The 22,922-nt window shown below is 59.8% G+C and carries 18 protein-coding genes; 12 read left to right on the top strand and 6 right to left on the bottom strand.

The genetic code is table 11. The annotated features are described in order from the left end of the window. Window positions 1-6 precede the first annotated feature (6 nt). Together ACA065_RS17840 and ACA065_RS17835 are read left to right on the top strand one after the other, a co-directional pair. Window positions 7-477 carry an Lrp/AsnC family transcriptional regulator gene (locus tag ACA065_RS17840; RefSeq protein WP_497690834.1) on the top strand — a complete coding sequence of 157 codons (471 nt, stop codon included), beginning with the start codon at window positions 7-9 and terminating at the stop codon, window positions 475-477. A gap of 1,160 nt (window positions 478-1,637) precedes the next feature. Continuing rightward, window positions 1,638-2,075, top strand: coding sequence for a carboxymuconolactone decarboxylase family protein (locus ACA065_RS17835; protein WP_497690833.1), 438 nt, complete (start codon window positions 1,638-1,640; stop codon window positions 2,073-2,075). 4 nt (window positions 2,076-2,079) lie between these two features. Here the strand turns inward: ACA065_RS17835 and ACA065_RS17830 are convergent, their stop codons facing one another. Beyond that, window positions 2,080-2,850, bottom strand: a complete 771-nt coding sequence (locus ACA065_RS17830) for an AraC family transcriptional regulator (RefSeq protein WP_497690832.1) — start codon at window positions 2,848-2,850, stop codon at window positions 2,080-2,082. A 98-nt stretch (window positions 2,851-2,948) separates the two neighbouring features. On the opposite strand from ACA065_RS17830, the gene ACA065_RS17825 reads away from it, so the two are divergent. Further along, the gene (locus tag ACA065_RS17825) at window positions 2,949-4,079 is read left to right on the top strand and encodes an MFS transporter (protein ID WP_497690831.1); all 1,131 of its coding nucleotides are present in this window, start codon (window positions 2,949-2,951) and stop codon (window positions 4,077-4,079) included. Here the strand turns inward: ACA065_RS17825 and ACA065_RS17820 are convergent. Next, entirely contained in the window at window positions 4,069-6,255 is a 2,187-nt protein-coding gene (locus tag ACA065_RS17820) for a TonB-dependent siderophore receptor (protein WP_497690830.1), read from the bottom strand. The genes ACA065_RS17825 and ACA065_RS17820 overlap by 11 nt on opposite strands. Before the next feature lie 175 nt (window positions 6,256-6,430). Here ACA065_RS17820 and ACA065_RS17815 point away from each other — a divergent pair, with 175 nt between their 5' ends. Further along, the gene (locus ACA065_RS17815) at window positions 6,431-10,624 is read left to right on the top strand and encodes a dermonecrotic toxin domain-containing protein (RefSeq protein ID WP_497690829.1); all 4,194 of its coding nucleotides are present in this window, start codon (window positions 6,431-6,433) and stop codon (window positions 10,622-10,624) included. Between the two features lie 25 nt (window positions 10,625-10,649). On the opposite strand, the gene ACA065_RS17810 is transcribed toward ACA065_RS17815, so the two are convergent. Beyond that, entirely contained in the window at window positions 10,650-11,543 is an 894-nt protein-coding gene (locus tag ACA065_RS17810; protein ID WP_497690828.1) for a helix-turn-helix domain-containing protein, read from the bottom strand. Between the two features lie 138 nt (window positions 11,544-11,681). On the opposite strand from ACA065_RS17810, the gene ACA065_RS17805 reads away from it, so the two are divergent. The 5 genes from ACA065_RS17805 (at window position 11,682) to ACA065_RS17785 (ending at window position 17,169) form a co-directional block, all read left to right on the top strand. Further along, window positions 11,682-13,040, top strand: coding sequence for a glutamine synthetase family protein (locus tag ACA065_RS17805; RefSeq protein ID WP_497690827.1), 1,359 nt, complete (start codon window positions 11,682-11,684; stop codon window positions 13,038-13,040). 21 nt (window positions 13,041-13,061) lie between these two features. Next, the gene (locus tag ACA065_RS17800; RefSeq protein ID WP_497690826.1) at window positions 13,062-14,150 is read left to right on the top strand and encodes a polyamine ABC transporter substrate-binding protein; all 1,089 of its coding nucleotides are present in this window, start codon (window positions 13,062-13,064) and stop codon (window positions 14,148-14,150) included. After that, a complete protein-coding gene (locus tag ACA065_RS17795) occupies window positions 14,147-15,445 on the top strand; it encodes an NAD(P)/FAD-dependent oxidoreductase (protein ID WP_497690825.1) in 1,299 nt (432 codons plus the stop codon). Before ACA065_RS17800 ends, ACA065_RS17795 begins: the two co-directional genes overlap by 4 nt. Before the next feature lie 148 nt (window positions 15,446-15,593). Beyond that, a complete protein-coding gene (locus ACA065_RS17790; RefSeq protein WP_497690824.1) occupies window positions 15,594-16,274 on the top strand; it encodes a hypothetical protein in 681 nt (226 codons plus the stop codon). Window positions 16,275-16,284: 10 nt separating this feature from the next. Continuing rightward, complete coding sequence (locus ACA065_RS17785; protein ID WP_497690823.1) at window positions 16,285-17,169, top strand: EamA family transporter; 885 nt, start codon at window positions 16,285-16,287, stop codon at window positions 17,167-17,169. Between the two features lie 207 nt (window positions 17,170-17,376). On the opposite strand, the gene ACA065_RS17780 is transcribed toward ACA065_RS17785, so the two are convergent. Next, complete coding sequence (locus ACA065_RS17780; RefSeq protein ID WP_497690822.1) at window positions 17,377-18,270, bottom strand: LysR substrate-binding domain-containing protein; 894 nt, start codon at window positions 18,268-18,270, stop codon at window positions 17,377-17,379. Window positions 18,271-18,383: 113 nt separating this feature from the next. Between ACA065_RS17780 and ACA065_RS17775 the strand changes: the two genes are divergently transcribed. From ACA065_RS17775 to ACA065_RS17765, 3 genes are read left to right on the top strand one after another with little or no spacing between them, the layout of a single operon-like run. Then, window positions 18,384-19,388 (top strand): aldo/keto reductase, encoded by a 1,005-nt coding sequence (locus ACA065_RS17775; RefSeq protein WP_497690821.1) that lies wholly within the window; start codon window positions 18,384-18,386, stop codon window positions 19,386-19,388. Window positions 19,389-19,403: 15 nt separating this feature from the next. Further along, window positions 19,404-20,201 carry an SDR family NAD(P)-dependent oxidoreductase gene (locus ACA065_RS17770; protein WP_497690820.1) on the top strand — a complete coding sequence of 266 codons (798 nt, stop codon included), beginning with the start codon at window positions 19,404-19,406 and terminating at the stop codon, window positions 20,199-20,201. A gap of 28 nt (window positions 20,202-20,229) precedes the next feature. Beyond that, window positions 20,230-20,646 (top strand): SRPBCC family protein, encoded by a 417-nt coding sequence (locus ACA065_RS17765; RefSeq protein ID WP_497690819.1) that lies wholly within the window; start codon window positions 20,230-20,232, stop codon window positions 20,644-20,646. Window positions 20,647-20,798: 152 nt separating this feature from the next. Here the strand turns inward: ACA065_RS17765 and ACA065_RS17760 are convergent, their stop codons facing one another. After that, entirely contained in the window at window positions 20,799-22,190 is a 1,392-nt protein-coding gene (locus tag ACA065_RS17760; protein WP_497690818.1) for a sensor histidine kinase, read from the bottom strand. Further along, a complete protein-coding gene (locus tag ACA065_RS17755; protein ID WP_003219726.1) occupies window positions 22,168-22,851 on the bottom strand; it encodes a response regulator transcription factor in 684 nt (227 codons plus the stop codon). Before ACA065_RS17755 ends, ACA065_RS17760 begins: the two co-directional genes overlap by 23 nt. Between the last annotated feature and the right edge of the window lie 71 nt (window positions 22,852-22,922).

Here is a 22,922-nt window from a genome sequence, read left to right as displayed (position 1 = left end):
CAAGATATGCCCGTCAATCTGGATCGCACCGACAAGGCTCTTTTAAACGCGCTGCAAGGCAATGCCCGGCTGACCGTAGCCGAGTTGGCTGATCGGGTTTCGCTGACGACGTCGCCGTGTTGGCGGCGGGTGCGCAGCCTGGAAGAGAGCGGGGTGATCAGCGGGTATCAGGCGATCCTGTCGCCCAAGGCGTTGGGGTATGGGGTGACGGCGTTTGTCAGCATCATGATGGAAAGCCATACCCAGGAAATTGCTCGGGCGTTTGAGCAGCGGTTGCTGGAGATTCCCGAGATTGTGGCGTGTCATAACGTGTCGGGGCGGTATGATTTTTTGCTTGAAGTGGTGGCTAAGGATCTGGAGACGTTTGGGGAGTTTGCGCGGGAGGTGTTGCAGACGTTGCCTTGCGTTAAGGAGATTTATTCGAGTTTTTCGTATAAGTCGGTGCGTAGGTTGCGGGTGATTCCGTTGCCCGGTTGATGTGGGTACATATCCGTTGCTGCGGTAACGGCCACTTAGGGTTCCGCTCTTACAGCGGGTCACTTTTGGCAAACGCCCGGAATGCCGGCCCAGCCAAAAGTAACCAAAAGGTCTTTGCCCCACCACTCGGTGCCTCGCTAAGGCTCGGCATGCCAGAACGAAGGCTTGAATCCGTGGGCCGCCGCGATGGGCCATCCTTGGCCCAGCGCGGCTAACCCGGCGTCCTGCCGGGTTACCCACGGATTCAAGCCTGCGTTCGGCCATCGTGGTTAACGGGGCCTGTCAGATCAAAGTCAAAAGCAGATCAAAAGCAGAGCACGGCGGCCTAGTAGCCGACCTGAGTGGTTGAATCAAAAGCAGAGCAACAGCACAGCAGGAACAGATCAAAAACAGAGCTGCTTTTGTGTGGGAGCTGGCTTGCCTGCGATGCAGACACCTCGGTAAATCAGTGAGACACAGTTGATGCCTTCGCAGCGGTTCGGCGGTCCGACAAGCCAGCTCCCACCTTTGACCGAGTACACACATCTACCTGATGTACTGAGCTCAAAATGTGGGAGCGGGCTTGCTCGCGAATGCGGTGGGCCAGTTACAAATGAGCTGACTGACACACCGCATTCGCGAGCAAGCCCGCTCCCACAATTAGACCGAGAACAGCTTCAGTAAACAGGTCGGCTGCCAGGCCGCCTCTGCTTTTGCTTTTGATTCAACCACTCAGGTCGGCTACTAGGCCGCCGTGCTGTAGATCTTGATCTTGATCTTGATCTTGATTTTGATCTTGATCTTAGGCGCCCCGTTAAACCACGCTGGCCTCACGCAGGCTTTGGAGCGGGGGTAAACCGGCAGGACGCCGGTTTAGCCGCGCTGGGCCAAGGATGGCCCATCGCGGCGGCCCCCGCTCCAAAGCCTGCGTGAGGGCACACCGAGCCGGAGGCGAGGTGCCGAGTGGTGGGGCAAGAGCCTTTTGGTTACTTTTGGGCTCTTTTCAAAAGTGACCCGCTGTAAGAGCGGAACCCATATCCGCCATCACCTAAAAAATGGATATGTACCCAACCAACCCCCCCCACACATTGGCCACCCAATCTTCCCCAAAATTGGATATTCCTCCCATCCCCCGCGCTAACTACTCTAGCCACCAATCCCCACCGTTCCGGAGTACCACCATGCAAACCCGTACCGATTTCTACACCGCCTCCCCAGACGCCATGAAAGCCATGCTCGCCCTGGAAGCCGCCGTCGGCAAACTGTCCATCGAACTGCCGCTGCTGGAGCTGATCCGCCTGCGCGTCTCACAAATCAACGGCTGCGCCTTCTGCCTCGACATGCACACCACCGACGCCCGCAAAGGCGGTGAAACCGAGCGCCGCCTCTACACCGTATCCGCCTGGCGCGAAACCCCATTCTTCACCCCGCGTGAACGCGCCGCCCTGGCCTGGGCCGAAAGCCTGACCCTGCTCAGCCAGACCCACGCACCGGATGAAGACTTCAACGCACTGGCCGCCGAGTTCAGCGCCCAGGAACAGGTCGACCTGAGCGTGGCCATCGCCACCATCAACAGCTGGAACCGCCTGGCTGTGGGCTTTCGCAAGATGCCCAAGTAAACGCTCAGCTTGATTTGAAATACCCGCGTGGCGTGGTGCCGGTCATGCCCTTGAAGAACGCGATCAACGCGCTGTCACTGGCAAAGCCCAGCTCGAACGCGCAGTAGCCCAGGCTTCGGCCGGTCGCAAGCAGTTCGATGACCCGCATCAAACGCCACTGTTGGCGCCATTGCTGATACCCGAGGCCGGTTTCCCGCAGGAAAATCCGGCCGATGGTCTTGGCGCTGGCGCCAATCTGTTTTTCCAAGTCTTGCAGGCTTGGCGGCAGCGTTTCCAGATCGGCCAGCAACGGTGCCAGGCGCTTGTCCTGCGGTAAGGGCAGGAGCATCGGTTGCTCGGCGCCAGCGTGGATTTCGTCCAGGCACAATCCCAACAAATGAGCGTATCGGCCGGCCTGCCAGTCGGTCTCGAAGGGCGCCATCGCCATCGGCTCCAGCACCGCGCGCAGCAAGGCGCTCACCTCGATCACCCGTACGTGTCTGGGCAACTGCTCGGCCAACGCCGGGCTCACGTACACCGAACGGTAATCCACGGTTTTGTGCATCACCGCGCGATGGGGCACGCCGCAGGGTATCCACGCCGCGCGTGAAGGCGGCAGCAGGCACAGCTGGTTGTCCAGGGTGATGCGGGTGCAGCCTTGCTGAGTGAACAACAGTTGCCCACGCTGGTGCCGGTGCAGGCCGGAGTCATGGTCGCCAAGCAGGGCGGCGATGCCGATCACTGGCGCCGTCAAGCGGTCGGGATCGAAAGATGCGGTGGCGGCGAGCCAGGCCATAGGTTGTCCGATTCGATGGATAAACTGTCGAAGTTTGGATAATACCCCAGTCGCCAGTCCTTACACTCCTTGCGCTGTTTAATGGGAAGGGGCTGTTGATGAACGTTAAAAACCTGATAGTGCTGGCGATGGCGTTGCTGATGTTCCCGCAACTGGCTCAAACGCTGTATAGCCCGGCCCTGGGTGACATTGGCCGGGTCTTTGCGGTCGGGCCTGAACGGGCAGGGCAGACCCTGTCGGTGTACTTCCTGGCGTTCGCCTTCGGTGTCGTGGTGTGGGGCCGGTTGTGTGATCGCTGGGGGCGGCGGCCGGTGATGTTGGCCGGGTTGGCGCTGTACATTGTCGCCTCGGTGCTGGCCTTGAGAGTGACCACGTTCAACGCTTTGCTGCTGGCCCAGGCCTTGGCGGCATTTGGCGCGGCCGTGGGTTCGGTCGTCACGCAGACGCTGTTGCGTGACCGCTACCATGGCGCCGAACTGGCCCAAGTATTTTCGCTGATGGGCATTGCCCTGGCTGCAAGCCCGGCACTGGGCCTGTTCAGTGGCGCAACCCTGGTTGAGTACTTTGGCTATCGCGGCGTGCTCACCGGTTTGTTGCTGCTCGCACTGGCATTGTGGGGTTGGTGCTTGTGGGCCTTGCCCGAGACGCGTACTGCATCGTTGCCGGCGGCATCGCTGTACCAGACCTTGGGCCTGATGCTCAGGGACGCGGGAATATGGCGTTCGGTCGGCTTGGTGGCAGCGTTTAATATCGCATTGTTCAGCTATTACAGCGTGGCCCCGTTTATCTTCTCGCGGCTGGGATTGTCTGCCACCGAGTTCGGCTACAGCGGCGTGCTGCTGGCGCTGGGCTCCGGGCTCGGGGCCTGGCTGAACGCGCAGTTGCTCAAGCGCGGCAGGAACGGTGAGCAGTTGGTGCTGACCGCTGCGGGTATCGCGGTACTGGGCGGCTTGCTGGTACTGCTGCTGCAGCACAGCTGGCTATTTGTCGGGCCGATGTTGCTGGTGGTGTTGGCGTTCGGCATGGCGATTCCCAATGTGCTGGGTGCCGCGTTGGTCGCCTATCGCGACCGCCTGGGCACCGCCGCTGCGCTGTTTGGCTTGATGTATTACCTGGTGATCGGTGCCGGGCTCAGCCTGGTGGCTTGGGCCCAGGACCTGGGCTGGAGCCTGTTGATCTGTGGCCTGGCGGCGCTGTGCCTGGCAGCGCCGCGTGTGATCAGAAGTTGACCGAAGCACTCAGCCGCGCCGTCAACGGCGCGCCCTGGAACAAATAGTCATCGCCCATGTATTCGCCCGCGTCGCGCCAGTAGCGCTTGTCGAACAGGTTGTCGACGCTCAGGCGAAATACCGTTTCATAGCCGTCAACCTTGGTGGTGTAGCGGCTGCCGACATTGACCACGGCGTAATCACCCACCTCCACGTTGCCGGTGCGGTTGGCGTACTTCTTGGCGCTGTATTGCACGCCGCCCAGCACGGCGAGGCCATTCACCCACGGCAAGGCGTAGTCGGCGTACACGCTGGCGCGCAGCTTGGGCACGTTGATTGCCTGGTGGCCTTCATAATCCGGCGTGCCGCTGTCATTTACCCGCGCGCGAATCGCTGCCACGCTGGTGGCGATTTGCAGGCGGTCGGTGGCCCAGCCGTTGGCGGAGAGTTCCAGGCCGGTATTTTTCTGTTGGCCTTGTTGCACGTAGGTGAAGTTGCCATCTTCCGGTTTGGCGTATTGATAGGCCTGGTGTGTCTGGAATACGGCGGCGGCGAAGCTAATTCGGCGCCAGTCGTATTTCACGCCGGCTTCGAGTTGCCGTGACACGGTTGGAGCCAGAGTTTCGTCGGCGTTTTCAGCGAACCAAGGCGCCGTGCCGCCCAGCGACAGGCCTTTGCTATAGCTGGTGTACAGCGAGATGTTTTCCACTGGTTTGTAAATCAACGAAGCTTGAGGAAGGAACACGTATTGCTGGGTGTGGCGAGCCTGGTTGCCATTATCGTCATAGGCTTTTTCATCCAGGCGCACTTCGCGGCCGCCAAGAATGGTTTGCCATTGCTCGTTGAAGCGAATGCGGTCGGTGAGGAACAGTCCGTATTGGCGGCTGTCGAGGTTGCGGTGGCTTGGGTTCAGCGGCACATCGGTGGGTTGAAAGGTCGGTGCATCTTCGTTGATATTAGCCGTGCCGATGAGCTCGTTGACCGACTTGCGCTTATCGATCACCCGGCGAAACGCGCTGGTGCCGACAGTCAGCTCGTGGCCCAGGCCGCCTGTGTCGAACAGCCCGGTCATTGCAGCCTGCACTTCATCGTCACGGCGGGTATCGTCGGGGCTGCGGTAGTCGTAGACGTCGTAGTTGCCTTCGGGGCTGAAATGGTTGGGCACGCTCGATGAACTACAGCTGGTCGAGCCATAACAGCCCCACGCAAACGAACTGTAATCATCAATCACCACCTTGCTATGCGCCGCACTCACGCTGCCTTTCCACTGATCGCTGAAGCGGTATTCAAACTTGCCATTAAGGTTCAGCGAGTCGATACCGACCTGATGGGAACCGCTCTGGTGCCCCAGCAGTTTCTTCGGCGATGCGCCATGCGGTACTTCAGTGCCGCCCAACAACTGATAACCCGGCACCGAACGCTGTTGCTTGTTCTGGTACTCCGCATCCAGTTGCAACACAGCGTCGGGGCTGATGTTCCAATCAAACGCCAGGGACACAAAATCGCGCTGGCCATTGGCGTGTTCCACATAGGAATTGAGGTCTTCATGGGCGACGTTGGCGCGCAGGCCAAACTGCTGCTCGCTGCCAAACCAGCCGCCGACATCGGTGGCGATATACCCGCTGCCGCGATCATCGGTGGACACCGTCACTGAGCGCACATCCTCCGGGCGCTTGGTCACGTAGTTGATCACGCCGCTGGGCTCGGAGATCCCGCTTTGCAACCCGGCCAGGCCCTTGAGCACTTCCACTTGCTGCTTGTTTTCCAGGGCTACGTTTTGCTCGCCAGTGATGGTGCGCCCATTGATCTTGTAGCTGCTCGCCGCGTTCAGCGAGAAGCCGCGTACCACGAAGTTTTCGTAGTAGCCGATGGGGGCATAGCTGTCGCCGACCGAGGCGTCGTTGCGCAGCACTTCACTGAGCAGGCGGGCTTGTTGGTCCTTGATCAACTCGGCGTTGATCACGGTGATCGAGGCGGGGGTATCGAGTAACGGGGTTTCGTTGAAGCCTGCCACCGAGGCCGTGTCTGATTGATAGCCACCGCGATCTTCGCCCTGAACGGTGACCGGCGTCAGTTCTATTTCGGCCGCTTGGCCAATGCTCACACCGCTGCTGATAAGCACGCTGACGGTTAAACAGTTGAGGGTGCGGCGTGACGCCAGCGAGCTGCGCAGGGATAGGCGAGGACGATTAGCCATCAAGGGTTCCGTTGGTCAAAAAGAGAGTCGAGTGCTGTATGTGCATCACGGCCGGGCGCGATCCTACCCTATTTGACTCAATCGCCATCTGCGTTTGGCTATGGTTTCCGATTTTTTTGGCTGCCACTCAGCGATAGATTCAAGGTTCCTTAGACCGCAAACGGAACTGCTCATAGTGAAAGAGAAATCAATCGGTGGGGCGCGCGCTGCATTAAGCCAGGCCTTCAACGCCGGCGTACCCCTGACGCCCAGTGCCCACGGCGCTAAGCTGATCCAGCAGAAGTGGGGGGCGAGCCTCGACCCGCTGACTGCCGAACTGGTCACGCTTGATTACGATTACCACGGGCACCCTCCCGTCAATGGTGTGCACCAGGGCAAGATTCGATTCCAGCAGTCGCTGGTGCAGGCCTTGCTGAGTGATTACCAGGCAGTGGCGGATGACCGCTTCGGTGAAACGGCATTCGGCTTGTACACGCCACCGCTGGTAGGGCCCGCGGTGAAGCTCGTCGAGCATGTCGATGAGTTCGCTTATCAGGGCAGTGGTAATCACAGCGACTACGAAGGAATCTATCGCCAAAGTGACCCGCAAACCTATGGGCCTGAAACGCAGGTAGCCATTACGCCGGCGGCCTTCAAGAAATGGGTGTGGCAACTCGAATACAAAGAACTCTATAACGCCTATCTGGCCGACGTATTGCCCTCGGATGAGACGATCAAGGGGGTTGCCCCGTTTGCATTGCGCACCACCGTGAAGTCTGCCTTTGTTATCGCCGCCTTTTTGCAAAAGCGTGAATCCAGCCTGTCTCTCAAAGGGTTACAGCTGGCGTTGTCGGCAGCGGGGCTGGGGGAGGGGCAGGTTGAGTTTGCTTTCGTCAACAACGCGCAACTGGAACACAGCACCCATCCCATGGCGCATGTTGAAGCCTCGCGACTTATGATTTATCGCTACACCGCCAAGGATATCTGGGTTTTTCGCCATCGAACCAGCGGGCTATTGGTGCTCTATGTGACGGGTAATTCGTCGCCGTTGCACGAATTTGACGATCTCAACGCGTTGCGGTCATGGGTTGTGCAGCAGGGCAAGGATCCAGCGACAAAGGCAGCGTTTGCTGAGCATTTTGCCAAGGCAGACCGCGCAGACGGCACCTATCACGCAGGTGTCCTGACAGCACTGCAGGGCATGGTCGAGTATCCCAAGAAGCACCGTCTGGGCCGTGATGCCGGGTTCTTCAATAACGATGGGTATTGGAATCCAGTCGATTACATCAGCCTGGATACCGTCGCCAATTCCATCGACCCATTTGTGGAATTGGTCAAGGTGACCAAGCAAGCGAACCTGGACACGGCTGAAGAGGCGATCCGCGACGATGCCGATGTCAATCGCGCCAACTTGAGTGCTGTCGTCGAACCGGTGGTGGGCTGGATCAATCGCTGGGGCGCCTTGGCGATATTTTTTCCCGGTGGTGAAGGCCTGCTGGCGCTTGCAGGGCTCATTGAGGCGGGGTACGGCGTAAACGAAATAGAAAACGCCGATAACCATGACCAGGTATCCGAGGGCCTGACGCGCACGGTATTCGGCTTGCTCAATGCCTTGCCCTTGGTGTTCAAGGGCGGCGCGGCTCTGGCAGGCGGCGAGATTGAAGTCACGGCGGGCTCCAAAAAGCCTGTGCTCCCCACGGGCATCGAAGTCGACGGGGTTACCCTTCCCGAATCTGCACCTGACCCGCTCCCCATTCTGCCCACCAAACCCCCATTGGGTGTTGCGTATGCGCCTCCCGGCACCGAAGGCCTGCCACTTGTTGAGTGGACCCGGCCACAATTGATGCGCGGCTTTGGCCCTGCGGTTGAAGGCTTAGCCGACGAAACGCTGGAGCAGGTACGCCAGGTCAGTGGCGTTTCTGACGATCACTTGCGTTATTTGCTCTCCGAAGGGAGCCCGCCTCAAGGTGTATTAGCGGACACGCTGACGCGTTTCAAAATTGATCATCAGGTACAAACGTACATCACCCGGCTGGGTAGTGATGACTCGATCCATGCCGATGTTCACCTGTTGCAATGGCTGACGTCGGACACCGATTGGCCGGCCAACGTCAATATGGAGTGGGTGAGCGGCGATCAGGTGCTCTGGTCGTCTCAACCTGCCACTGCGGCAGGCAAAATGCTGCGAGTGGATCATGACGCAGCACTTTTTCCGGAACTGGCCCGAAGCCTCAATGAACAGGAAACGCGAGCGTTTTTGGGGGGTGAGCTGCGTCACGATCAGCCCTACCCGGACGTTTATACACGGGCCCGCTTATTTCGCCAGAAAGCCCTTGGGATTGTTAAACGGGAGCGAGCGGATTTATTCAACGAGCATTATCAAGAGGCAGTAAAGACCGATAATGAACTGCTCAAGGCACTGAAGCAGCAACATCCGTCATTGCCTGGCGCCGTACTCGAGGAGATGTTGAGTCGGGCTGACATCGACTCGGGCGTGCAGCTGAACCTGGGTCAGACCAAGGCGGTCTTCCAACGGGTGGAGCCTTACGTTCAAGCCTATGAAGACGAGGTACGCGCGGCTCGGGCTTACGAGGGGCTGTTTTTGGATGCGGTGCACAATGCCGACAGCGATACATTGTTGCTGCACAGCGTCAAGCAAATGCCCGGATGGCGCGCTGATGTTGCTGTGGTGGTGCGTGACGCTTCTGTCAACGGCCCTGTACTGGATCGGATTGGCGCCACCACGTTGCCCAATCAACGATTGCTGGTCAAAACCGGCAATTATTTCCAGGCCTATGACGCGCTGCATCAGCCCGACTACGTGTCGGATGACTTGGCAGATGTGTTGCTGCATACCCTGTCCGATGACGACCTTGGCGCGATGAACTTGCATGCCGATGAGGGGCTTGAGCACTTCAAATTCAAGATTCGCCGTAACGTGCTGCGCCGGCCTGAGCTTTCCAGTGTATTGCACCGGCAATCACTGAGAACGGCTTTTTATGAGCCTGAAGACGGTGGGCTGGCAGGGGGCAGCGGGTCACCTCCGGTCGAGGGTGGGCTGATCTCGAACATCACCAGGGGGCACGTTAAATCCTACTTCCCGGACGCCACCGAACAACAGGTAAATGACTTCATCGGGCACTTTGGCGAAGTGGATGACATTGAGAAGGCGCTCACGCGTATTCAGAGTGAGTTCATTGAATTTGACAGGAGCTTGAATAATTGGGAGACGATCGAAGAGGAATCCGTGCTAGAGGTATTCGATATTCCTGATGTCGATCTGGACGACCCACACCTTGATCCAGAAATCACGCAATGGGTTGCAGAGGAGCGCGTTCGACGCAGTGTAGTAGGGGCAAAACTACGTCGGTTGTTTAAATGGCAGGGTGAGGGCTCGGAGAATATTTACCGTGACGGGAAGCTGGTGGGTTTCCATCTGGAGCTGAATGGGATGTCGCGGGAGCCGTTTCCCTATGTGAGTCCCAGGATGGATTCGGTTATTTCCCTGGCACTGTCAGGTGATGCAAGCAGCGTGGAAAACATACTCTCGAACTTCCACCATGTTGAGTCGCTGCAGATACAGATGTCGGAGTTGCACCAACTACCTCGTGCGCTCAGTGATATGCCTGGGCTCACCCACCTGGACATGAGTGAGTGCCAGATCACGCTGACCAATGATGCGGTCCAACGCCTCGCAAGGCTCACCCAGCTACAGGAGTTGCACTTGGACAACAACCCGTTGTTAGTTGCGCCTGACGTGGGCGGCATGACCCAGTTGCGCTGGCTGAACGTGTCCGACGCGCAGCTAACTGACTTCCCTGTTGGAGTCACAAGGGAAATTCCTTTGGGCCGGTTAGACGTCAGTCACAATAGAATTCAATCAATCCCCTCGTATGTCGGGCTCAGGCATGATATCGAGCTGTATGGTAATCCCATTTCCGATCCGGACTCCCTGGAACGCCTGATTGGTTACCGTCGGCGAACTGGCAGCGACCTTTGGCTTAATCCTCAAACGCCCTATTTCACCCAGCCAGATGTTTGGTTAGTCGATTTGCCGCCTGCCCAAGTCGTGAGTAAAACCGGGCTTTGGCAGCGATTGGCCGGCGACCCGCAAACAGCAATCTTCGCCAAACGGTTCAACGAGCTGCCTCGGTCCCCGGATTACGCGTTAAACCGTCAACATGTGCAGGCAAGGGTGTGGAAGATCCTGGAAAAAGTCATGAGTGCCGATCAAGTGCATCGTGCGCACCTGTGCAGGCTGGCGTTGCATGAGCCTGATGGGAGTGCCGCTGGGCTGTTAGAGGCGCTGGAACATGAAGCGTTGAAGTATGAGGCATGGCACAAAGGGCAGCCGATGTATCAATTGCCCAAGCGCGCACGAACGGAGTAAGGCGCGGCGTCAGAATGGCGTGTAGTTACGGGCGTTTCAGGGTCTCGCTGGGCAACTCCTGAAACAGCGCCCGATAACTATTGGAAAACCGCCCCAAATGCCAGAACGACCAGTTCATCGCCACTTCGGCCACGGTGGTGTCGGCTGCGCTCAGCAACTCGCGCCGTGCGCCATTCAACCGCCGCAAGCGCAACCACTGCGCCGGGCTCATGCCGGTGTAGGTCTTGAAGCCTTGCTGCAATTGGCGCAACGGCACGCCGGCGATGTGCGCCAGTTCCAGCAGGTTGACGGTTTCGTCAGGCGCATCCGCCGCCCATTCGCCGATGCGCGCCATCAGCAGGCGTTCTTCGCCGCGCCGTTGCAAAGAGCTACGGTCGAGGCACACGCAGGCGTTGTCGAGGATGAACAGGCAGTCGTCGAGCAACTGTTGGGTGAGGGCATCGCGGCTGATCGGGTCGACGGTCGCGGCCAAACGGGTGAGCGTGCCACTGAGCCAGCGGGTGAACAGCGCGTTCTGCTGGCAGGTCAGCGGCGCCATGAACAGGCCTTCAAGTTTCGCCACGTCCAAGCCATGGCGCTGCACGAATTGCGGCCCGAACACCACGGCCACTTCGCGGTAGTTTTCCGGGGTGATCCAGGTGTTGCGGCTTTCGCCATTGAGCATGTACAGCGCGTTGTCGCTGCCGTCGAAACAGAACGCCAAGGCGCCTGGCGGGGCGTTGAAGTGCTGCTCTACGCGGGTGTTCATGCATTCCTCGTAGACCTCGACACCCTGCAAGTCGAGGTAGCGAATCTGCCCGGCAAAATGCCCAGGGGACATTTGCTGATACTGCTGCACCCAACCGGGTGTCGCACTGCATTGAGCGGCCACATCACCGGTGGTGAAGGCCTGTACGCGCAAAGCTGTTGCCTGTGTCATGGGTGTTCCGTGCGCACTCTATTGGTGCGTTGTGGTTCGTGCAAAGTGGATAGATGCCGTTTCAAGGCTGGCCCAAGATAGACCTCAATGCGCCGGGAGTACAAGCCTGCACCGCATCCAACCCATGACGAGGTCCTTATGAACGCCCCCTTCGATCAGCTGCACGCCTGGCTGAAAGAACACAAGATTACCGAAGTCGAATGCGTGATCAGTGATTTGACTGGCATCGCACGCGGCAAGATTGCGCCCACCAACAAGTTCCTGCATGAGCGAGGCATGCGCCTGCCGGAAAGTGTGTTGCTGCAAACGGTAACCGGGGACTTTGTCGACGACGACATCTACTACGACCTGCTCGACCCGGCCGACATCGACATGATCTGCCGCCCGGTGGCCAATGCTACCTACGTGGTGCCGTGGGCTATTGAACCCACCGCCATCGTGATCCACGACACCTTCGACAAGCAGGGCAACCCGATTGAACTGTCGCCGCGCAACGTGCTGAAAAAAGTCCTGCAGCTCTACACCGACAAAGGCTGGCAGCCGATTGTGGCGCCGGAAATGGAGTTCTACCTGACCCAGCGTTGTGAAGACCCGGACCTGCCGCTGAAAACCCCGGTGGGCCGTTCCGGTCGCGCCGAAACCGGTCGCCAGTCGTTTTCCATCGACGCCGCCAACGAGTTCGACCCGCTGTTCGAAGACGTCTACGACTGGTGCGAACTGCAGGGCCTGGACCTCGATACGCTGATCCACGAAGACGGCCCGGCGCAGATGGAAATCAACTTTCGCCACGGCGATGCCCTGGACCTGGCCGACCAGATCACCGTGTTCAAACGCACCCTGCGCGAAGCGGCGCTGAAGCACAACGTGGCCGCGACGTTCATGGCCAAGCCGGTGGCCGATGAGCCAGGCAGCGCCATGCACCTGCACCAGAGCGTGGTGGAGATCGCCACCGGCAAGCCGGTGTTTGTCGACGCCGACGGCAAGATGAGCCCGTTGTTTTTGCACCACATCGGCGGCTTGCAAAAGTACATCCCCAAGCTGCTGCCGATGTTCGCGCCCAACGTGAACTCGTTCCGCCGCTTCCTGCCGGACACCTCGGCGCCGGTCAACGTGGAGTGGGGCGAAGAGAACCGTACCGTCGGCTTGCGTGTGCCGACCTCCAGCCCCGATGCGATGCGCGTGGAGAACCGTCTGCCGGGCGCCGATGCCAACCCTTATCTGGCGATTGCGGCCAGTTTGTTGTGCGGCTACCTGGGCATGATCGAGAAGATCGAGCCGAGCGCCCCGGTGGAAGGCCGCGCTTACGAGCGCCGCAACCTGCGCCTGCCATTTACCCTCGAAGACGCCCTGGCGCGGATGGAAGAGTGCGACACGGTCAAGCAGTACCTGGGCGACAAGTTCGTGCGCGGCTACGTCGCGGTCAAGCGCGCCGAGCATGAGAATTTCAAGCGGGTGATCAGTTCCTGGGAGCGTGAGTTCCTGCTGTTGAGCGTCTAAAAAACCTGAAGGGGTGTCGATATGCGTCTTGTGAAAAAGCTTCTCCCGCTGGCCCTGGTGGCGGCGTTCAGCAGTGCCAGCCAGGCCGCTCCGACGGTCAGCGTCTATAACTGGACCGACTATATCGGTGAGACCACCTTGGCCGATTTCCAGGCCAAGACTGGGATCAAAGTGATCTATGACGTGTTCGACTCCAACGAAACCCTGGAAGGCAAGCTGCTCGCAGGCCGCACCGGGTATGACGTGGTGGTGCCTTCCAACCACTTCCTCGCACGCCAGGTGAAGGCCGGAGCATTTCTGAAGCTGGATCGCTCGCAGTTGCCCAACTTCAAGAACCTCGACCCCAAGTTGCTCAAGCTGCTGGAGAAAAACGACCCAGGCAACGCGCACTCGGTGCCGTACCTGTGGGGCACCAATGGCATCGGCTATAACGTCGACAAGGTCAAGCAGGTGCTGGGTATCGACCATATCGATTCGTGGGCGGTGTTGTTCGAACCCGAGAACATCAAGAAGCTGCACGAGTGCGGCGTCGCCTTCCTCGATTCGGCAGATGAGCTGTTCCCGGCGATCCTCAATTACATGGGCAAGGACCCGCGCAGCGAAAACGCCGAGGACTACAAGCAGGCCGAAGCCAAGCTGTTGACGCTGCGGCCGTACATCACCTACTTCCATTCCTCCAAGTACATTTCGGATCTGGCCAACGGCGATATCTGTGTAGCGTTCGGTTATTCCGGCGACGTGTTCCAGGCCGCCAACCGCGCCAAGGAAGCCAAGAACGGCGTGAACATCGCCTACTCGATTCCCAAGGAAGGCTCCAACCTGTGGTTCGATTTGCTGGCCATCCCGGCTGACGCAAGCAACCCGAAGGAAGCCCACGCCTTTATCAACTATTTGCTCGACCCTGAGGTGATCGCCAAGGTCAGTGCCTCGGTGGGTTATGCCAACGCCAACCCCGCCGCCAAGCCTTTCATGGCGCCGGAACTGGTGGATAACCCTGAGGTGTACCCGTCCCAGGAAGTGCTCGACAAACTCTACATTTCCACCACGCCAACGCCGGCGACCATGCGCCTGATGACCCGCGCCTGGAGCAAAGTGAAGACCAATAAATGATCCAATCCCAAGACCACGCCCGGTCCTACTACCGGGCTTCGGCGAATGCCATGCCTGAGCGCCCGCCGCTGGGCGCTGACCTGAGCGCTGATGTGTGTGTGATCGGCGGTGGTTTTACCGGCGTCAACACCGCCATCGAACTTGCCCAGCGTGGGCTCTCGGTGATCCTGCTGGAGGCCCGGCGCATCGGCTGGGGCGCCAGCGGGCGCAATGGCGGGCAGTTGATTCGCGGCATCGGCCATGACGTGTCGGGGTTCGCCAAGTATGTGGGCGAGGAGGGCGTGCGTTATCTGGAACGGGCCGGGTTTGATTCGGTGGCGCTGGTGGGCGAGCGTATTCGTCAGCACAGCATTGACTGCGATTTACGCTGGGGTTTTTGCGAGCTGGCCAATACCCCGGCGCAATTTGCCGCGTTCAAGGGTGAACAGCAGAGCCTGGCGGCGCTTGGGTATGCGCATGAGACGCGGCTGGTCGAACCGCAGGATATGCAGCAAGTGGTCGGCTCGACGGTGTATGCCGGTGGCCTGGTGGACATGGGCTCCGGGCACCTGCACCCGCTGAACCTGGTACTCGGCGAGGCACAGCTGGCCGAGTCCCTCGGGGTACGGATTTTCGAGCACACCCAGGTCCTCGAACTGATCCACGGCGACACCGTGCAAGTGCGTTGCGCCGGTGGCACCGTGCGTGCTGCTAACCTGGTGTTGGCGTGCAATGCACACTTGGAGGAATTGGAGCCACGCTTGAGCGGCAAAGTCCTCCCGGCCGGCAGTTACATCATCGCCACCGAACCCTTGTCGGAGGATGTGGCCAAGCAATTGATCCCCGAGAACCTGGCGCTGTGCGACCAGAAAGTCGGGCTGGATTACTACCGGCTTTCTGCCGACCGCCGCCTGCTGTTCGGCGGTGCCTGCCATTACTCCGGGCGTGATCCGGCAGACATCGGCGCCTATATGCAGCCCAAGCTGCTCAAGGTGTTCCCGCAATTGGCAGGCACCGCCATCGAGTTTCAGTGGGGCGGCAAGATCGGCATCACCGCCAACCGGTTTCCCCAGGTCGGGCGGTTGCAGCAGTACCCGAATGTGTTCTACGCCCAAGGCTATTCCGGGCATGGCTTGAACGTGACCCATTGGTGCGCAAAGCTTTTAGCTGAAGCCATTCATGCGGGTCACAGTCAGGGCCTGGACATTTTCAGCCAGGTGCCACACATGACCTTTCCGGGCGGTAAAGCCTTGCGCTCACCGCTGCTGGCGCTGGGGATGCTGTGGCTGCGACTGCGCGAGGTATGCCGCGTTTAATCGCCAGGCGATGGTTGTGGAAAGGATGAAGGGGCTTTTCCACTGCACTTTTCCGGCGGGTTGACTACTGACCGTACGGTTAGTTACCAGCCCCCGAATCTTTACGTAAATTCCGCCCCGGACAGTATTTTGTCCAGGGAGGATGCATATGTTCGACGTCAATCAGCACCGGCACGACTACTTCTACAACCTCGCGACGGTCATCGGCGGGCTGATCCCCGATCAGCTTTGCGATACGCTCGCTGCAAGGCTCAACACCATCATTTCGGTGCAGGGCGTTGACTGGGTCAAGCACCCAGGCCTGGGCACCGCTGCGGTTTCGGACCAGGGGGGCGTCTACAGCCACCCTATCTTCAAGGGCGACGATATCCGCCGCTATGTGCCTGAGCTGACCGCGATCTACCACAGCCTGGTGCCGCTGATCAGCCTCATCACCCACACCGACACCGTGGTGTCGCCGTACCCGCTCTCAGCCATCAACATCAACGCCTATCCGCCCGGTGGCGGCACCCTCGGGCTGCATTACGATACCAATGGCATCACCGTCCTGCTGTTTCTGACCACCAACCAGGAAGCGCCGCTGTGCATGCAGATCGAACGCTTCCACCCCAGCCAGGAAAAACCCTGGATCGAGCACCGCAGAATCTTCGCCACCAAGGGCTCGCTGTTGATCATGCAGGGCCGTAAAGCCCTGCATCACAGCGAACCGACCACCACCGAGCAGAAGTTGTCGGTGGTGTACAACTACTACGAGCGCCACGACACCTACCGGCACGAAGGCTTCGATAACGCTGTGTACTACGCCAAGCAGCCGAAGACGCGGGCATAAGGAGCACGCTATGCAACTGAGCAAGCGGGATCTGGCCGCCGGCCTGGCTGTAACGATCATCTGGGGCGCCAACTTTTCGGTGATCGGGCTGGGGTTGCAGTCCCTCGACCCCTTTGTGTTGACGCTGCTGCGCTTTACGGTCTGCGCAGTGCCTCTGGTGCTTTTTATTCCTAAGCCGGGCGGCGTGTCATACGCCACGTTGGCGGCTTATGGGGTGTTGTTTGGCGCAGGCCTTTGGGGCGTCGTGAGCGTGGCGATGCATAACGGGCTGTCGACGGGTATGTCTTCGGTGTTTCTGCAGTTCAGTGCGTTTTTCACCCTCATCATGAGTCGGTTGTTTCTGGATGAACCGATCAGTCGCGTGCATGGGGCGGGAATGCTGTTTTCTGCGGTGGGGTTGATGGTGCTCCTGCACTTATCGGAGAAGCCCTCGACGACGTTGGGTATTTTGCTGGTGTTGGTCGCAGCGTTGTCGTGGTCGTTGTGCAACTTGATGGTGAAGGCCAATAAGCCTGAAGACATGGTGGCGTTTATCGTCTGGTCCAGCCTGTTTTCGATTCCGGTCTTGTTGCTGATGACCTTGTGGTTCGAGGGGACCGAGCCGTTGCTTCATTTGGTGACTGACCTTACCTGGGGGGCAGGGTTTTCGATTGTTTTTCAGTGCTATATCACCACCATCGTCGGCTACCGCATCTGGAACAACCTGATGAAGAAATACCCGGCCGCCTTCGTGGCGCCGCTGTCGTTGATGGTGCCGGTTTCGGGCTTGCTCATCTCCTATGTGTTTTTCGGTGAGCAGTTGGGTGTGGGGCAGGGGGTTGCGATTGGGCTGGTGTTTATTGGCATTGCGATTTTTGTTGATTCGGCGGGGATTGGGGGGAGGGTGTCCAGCTAGGGGCGTGCTGCTGTGGCGGTTTTTACGAGTAGATATCCGTTGCTGCGGTAATGGCCTCCTGGGGTTGCGAGCGAATTTGGCTGGCAGACCGCTGTGCTCTGTTGTTCTGTGGGAGGCTGGCTTGCCTGCGATGCAGGCACCTCGATGTGTCAGGTACAGCGAGTTAATGCCATCGCAGGCAAGCCGGCTCCCACATTTGCACCTCAATCAACCCTGGGGTTCAGTCAACACCTTCCTGAACGTCTCCACCAACGGTCGCAAATTGACCCGATGCCACGCCGCCCACAACGGCGTGGTGTAGCTTAGCCACGGCAGTTCGCGCAGCACCACGCCGGGCGGTGCATTGCGGCTCAGGCCTTTTTGCACCATCGCCACGCCTAACCCCGAGGCCACCAGGCCCAACGCAGTAAACGGCTCGCTGGCCTCCATGGGGATCTGCGGGGTAAAACCTGCGCGGATGCAGGCGGCGACGAAGTCATCGGCGGGGTGGGCGCCGGGTTTGCGTTGCACGCCGATCCACTCCTGGTCGGCCAAGTGCTCGGGCAGCAGCTCAGTATGGCGCGCCAAGGGATGATGCTCAGGCAAGGCCAGCAGCATCGGGTCGTCCAGCACTTGCAACGCGATCAGGTCCGGGTCATCGGCGGCGGGTGGCTCGCTGACCAGGGCGATGTCCAGGCTGCGTTGGCGCAAGCCTTCGAGTTGTTCCAGGGACGGCAGGTTATACAGCTTGATATGCACGGTGGGCCGGTCGTCTCTCAACACCCGCAAGGCATTGGGCAGCACGCCGGCATGCATGGCGTTTTCGATGTAGCCGATGCACAAGCCGCCTTCTTCACCCCGGCCCAGACGTTTGCCCAACGACTCCAGGCGATTGGCGTGGGTCAGCAGCGCCTTGGTTTCGGCAAGAAACGTCTGGCCGTCGCGGGTCAGGCGGATGCGTTGCTGGCTACGTTCGAACAGGGTCAGGCCCAGGCGTTCTTCGAGCTGGGCGATCTGCCGGCTCAGGGGCGATTGGGAAATGTGCAATCGCTCTGCGGCGCGGCCGACGTGTTCTTCTTCGGCGACCACTTCGAAGTAGCGCAGTTGGCGTAGATCAATCATGTAAGACCTCTCGGGACTCAAGTTGGTCGCAGTATGTCTTGGACGGTCCGATCTATGCAATCTAGGATCTGCTCAACGGTCACCGCGACCCCGAACCCGATTGAGGATCCACCATGAGCTTGAAAGACAAACTGCCCGGCCAACTGGGCTTTGGCACCGCACCGCTGGGCAACATGTTCCGCGCCATTCCCGAAGACGAAGCCCAGGCCACCGTCGAGGCCGCCTGGAACAGCGGCGTGCGTTACTTCGACACCGCGCCGTTCTACGGCTCGGGGCTGTCGGAAATCCGCCTGGGCCAGGCCCTGTCGCAGTACAACCGCGATGACTTTGTGCTCAGCACCAAAGTCGGCCGCGTGATTCTCGACGACGTTGAAGAAAGCGCCCGCGACCTCGGCGAAAAAAGCGGCGTGTTCGAACACGGCCGCCCGAACAAGATGCTCAACGACTACAGCGCCGACGCCACGCTGCGTTCCATCGAAGACAGCCTTGAGCGCCTGCAAACCGACCGCTTGGACATCGTCTGGATTCACGACATCGCCCAGGATTTTTACGGCGACCAATGGCTGGACTACTTCAACCAGGCGCGTACTGGTGCTTTCAAAGTGTTGACCCGCCTGCGTGAAGAAGGGGTGATCAAGGCCTGGGGCCTGGGCGTGAACCGCGTCGAGCCGTGCGAGCTGACCCTGGACCTGAGCGAAGCGCAGCCCGATGGTTTCCTGTTGGCCGGCCGCTACACCCTGCTGGACCACGAGCGTGCCCTGCAACGCTTGATGGACGCAGCCCTGGCGCAGAACGTCGAAATCGTCGTCGGTGGCCCTTACAGTTCGGGCATTTTGGCCGGTGGCGCGCACTTCGAATACCAGAAGGCCAGCCCGGCGATCATCAACAAGGTTGAGCAGATCAAAGCGATTGCCCAGGCGTTTGGCGTGAGCGTGAAAGCGGCGGCGCTGCAGTTTTCCCTGGCTCACCCGGCAGTGGCGGCCGTGATTCCGGGTGCCAGTCGTCCGGGGCGGATTGCCGAAGACGTTGCGGCGTTGTCAGAGAAGATTCCGGCAGCCTTCTGGCAGGCTTTGCGTGATGCACAGATGATTTCGGCACGCGCACCTCTGCCGCTTTAACCTGAGGATTGAACGATGAAAATTGATGTGAGCGGCAAAGTGGCCATCGTCAGCGGCAGCACCGCCGGCATTGGCCTGGGCATCAGCCAGGCCCTGGCAGAGTCCGGCGCCAGCGTGGTGGTGATCGGGCGTGAAGCGAGCAAGGTCGACGACGCCTTGGCGAGCATTCGCCAGGCGGTGCCGGGCGCCGATCTGCGTGGCCTGGTGGCGGACCTCGGCACGGCTGAAGGCGCCGAGAAACTGTTCGCCGCCGAACCTCGCGCCGACATCCTGGTCAACAACCTGGGCATCTTCAACGATGTGGATTTCTTCGACGCGCCGGACAGCGAATGGACGCGCTTTTACGAAGTCAACGTGATCTCCGGCGTGCGCCTGGCGCGCCATTATGTGCCGGGCATGGTCGAGCAGGGCTGGGGGCGGGTGATCTTCCTGTCGTCGGAATCGGGCGTGGCGACGCCAGCGGACATGATCAATTACGGCGTGACCAAAAGCGCCAACCTGGCGGTGTCCCATGGTCTGGCCAAGCGCCTGGCCGGCACCGGTGTGACGGTCAACGCGGTGTTGCCGGGGCCGACCTTTACCGATGGCCTGGAGCAGATGCTCAAGGACGCCACAGCCAAGTCCGGGCGCAGTGCGCGGGACGAGGCGGATGTGTTTGTGCGTAATGCGCGGCCGACGTCGATCATCCAGCGCGCGGCGAATGTGGATGAAGTGGCGAACCTGGTGGCGTACATTGCTTCACCCCTGTCTTCTGCAACCACAGGTGCCGCGTTGCGCGTCGACGGTGGTGTTGTCGACAGCATGGCGATCTGAAATCTGTTTATTTTTTGGAGTATTTATTGTGGCGACAGCTTCTTCTGTTATCGAGGTTCCGGTTTCGGCCGATCAGGTCTGGCAATTGATTGGCGGCTTTAACGCGCTGCCGGATTGGCTGCCGTTTATCGTCAAGAGCGAGGCGAGTGATGGCGGGCGCGTGCGTCACCTGGAAACCGCCGACGGTGGCGTGGTGGTCGAGCGTTTGCAGCGCTTTGATAACGTGGCGCGCACTTACAGCTACACCATTGAGCAGTCGCCGTTTCCGGTGAGTGCTTACCTGGCGACATTGCAGGTTGAGGCGTTGACTGAGGCGTCGGCGAAAGTGACGTGGTCTGGCGTGTTTACCCCGGTGGCGGGCACTACGGATGCGGCGGTGGAAGCGTTGTTTTCCGGCGTGTACAACGATGGGCTAGAGGCGCTGCGAGCTAACTTCCCGGCTTGATGATCGTTCCCACGCTCTGCGTGGGAATGCCTCTTGTGACGCTCTGCGTCACGCGTTGGGACGCGGAGCGTCCTGGGCTGCATTCCCACGCGGAGCGTGGGGACGATCAGTCGCAGGCAAGCCAGCTCCCACACTGTTGTGTGGTGTTTGGACTATTCGGGCATCAACTGCTGCCGACACTCCAACACCAGGCACGCACCACCACTTTGGCTGCTGCCGACTTCCAGCTTGAAGCCATGCAAGTTGATGATCGCCGCGACAATCGACAAGCCCAACCCGAAGCCGCCTTGCTGGTCGCTTTCATCCACGCGATAAAAACGCTGGAACACCGCGTCGCGCTCCGCTGCCGGGATGCCCGGGCCGGAGTCGTGTACTTCGATATGGGTGCTGCCAGCATCGTTGACCCCACGCAAGATCACTTCGCCGCCCGGTGGCGAGAACTTGATCGAGTTGCTCAACAGGTTGGCCAAGGCTTCGAATAACAGGGCGCGGTCGCCGGTGATCCACGGCAGCGAGTCGGGCACTTCGAGGCGCAACTGCAAGTCACCTTCTTCCGCCAGGGGCAGGTAAAAGTCATGCAGCTCGCGCAATAACGGCAACGGGTCCATCACCAGGAAACCTGAGCGGCGCTGGTGGTCTTCCAATTCCGAGATGCGTAACAGCCCACGAAAGCGCGCCATCAGCGTATCGGTTTCGGCAATCGCGTCGTCCAGTTTCACCGCGTAAACGGAGTTTTCCTCAGCCTCTTGTTTGATGCGGTAGAGCTGCGCACGCAAGCGTGTCAGCGGCGTGCGCAGGTCGTGGGCGATGTTGTCGCACACGCCCTTGACCTCGTTCATCAGCTTCTCGATACGGTCGAGCATGGCGTTGACGATGGCGGCGAGCATGTCCAGTTCGTCACGCCGGTCGGACAGCGGCAGGCGGTGGGTCAGGTCGCCGGCGACGATGGCTTCGGCACTCGCCTGAATCCCGCGAATGCGCCGCAGCGGACGCCGACGCAACAAGTGCCAGCCGGCCGCGCCGGGGATAATCGTCAGGGAGAGCGCCCACAGCAGCGCATGCCAGATGATTCGGGTCACGCCAAACAGTGAACCGTTGGCGCGCACCAACACCAGCCAGCGGCCGTCTTCGGTGTGGGTGGCCACGGCGTCGCAGCTGTCCTTGGGCAGTTTCGGGTCGTTGGAGTCGACACAGTTGGCCAGGGCGTGGATCTTGCCGTCCAACGGCAGGTCGGGTGGCACCGCGCGGATCGGCCCGCTCAATGGCCGAAATTGCTCATCGAACAGGCCGTAGGCGTCCACGCCCTTCATGTCGAAGGTCATGCTGGTGGTCAGGGCTTCCACCAGTTCTTCGCCGTCGAAGCGTTGGAACAGGTGCTGGCGCTGCATCAGCGAGTGGCGCGACAAATCGCCCAGATACCCCGACACTTCGTAGTACAGCACCCCCATGAGGATGCAGCTCCAGGCCACAAACAGCGAACTGTACAGCGCCAGCAAACGGCTGCTGGAGGAGCGCCAGCCCTTAGAGGGGTTCAGCAATGACATAACCGGAACCTCGTACCGTGCGGATCAGCGGCGTGAGGCCTGGTGGATCGATTTTCTTGCGCAGGCGGCCGATGTGCACGTCGATCAGGTTGGTGCCCGGGTCGAAGTGATAGCCCCAGACTTCTTCGAAGATCATCATTCGCGAGAGGATTTGCCCGGTATTGCGCATCAAAAATTCGAGTAATTTGTATTCGGTGGGCAGCAGGCTCAGTGGCTGCTCGGCGCGGCTGGCTTCGCGGCTGATCAGGTTCAGTTCCAGGTCGGCCACGCGCAGGGCGGTTTCGAATTCCTTGACCGTGCTTTTGCGCCGCAGCAGCACTTCGACGCGGGCGGCCATTTCGTCGGAGGCGAATGGCTTGGTCAGGTAGTCATCGCCACCGGCGCGCAAGCCACGCACGCGCTCGTCGACATCGGAGAGGGCGCTGATCATCAGGATCGGCGTCGACACGCCAATGGTGCGCAAGGTCGTGACGATGGCCAAGCCATCGAGTTCCGGCAGCATACGGTCGAGGGTGATCAGATCGTAATCACCACTCACAGCACGGACCAAGCCTTCACGGCCATTGTCCACCCAGTCCACATCCAGTCCATGGCTACTCAGCTCTGCGACGATCTCGCGGGCTGTTACGGCGTCATCCTCGATGGTCAAAATACGGGTCATAGGATTACCTGGTGAGCGATACACACTAGAAGTGAGGACATTTTGCCAAGAAGTTGCTGAATGTTTCCTAA

This window comes from Pseudomonas sp. LBUM1640, assembly GCF_059716225.1.
The sequence above is the reverse complement of the archived record's forward strand: the minus strand, read 5'-3'. Positions and strand labels throughout refer to the sequence as shown.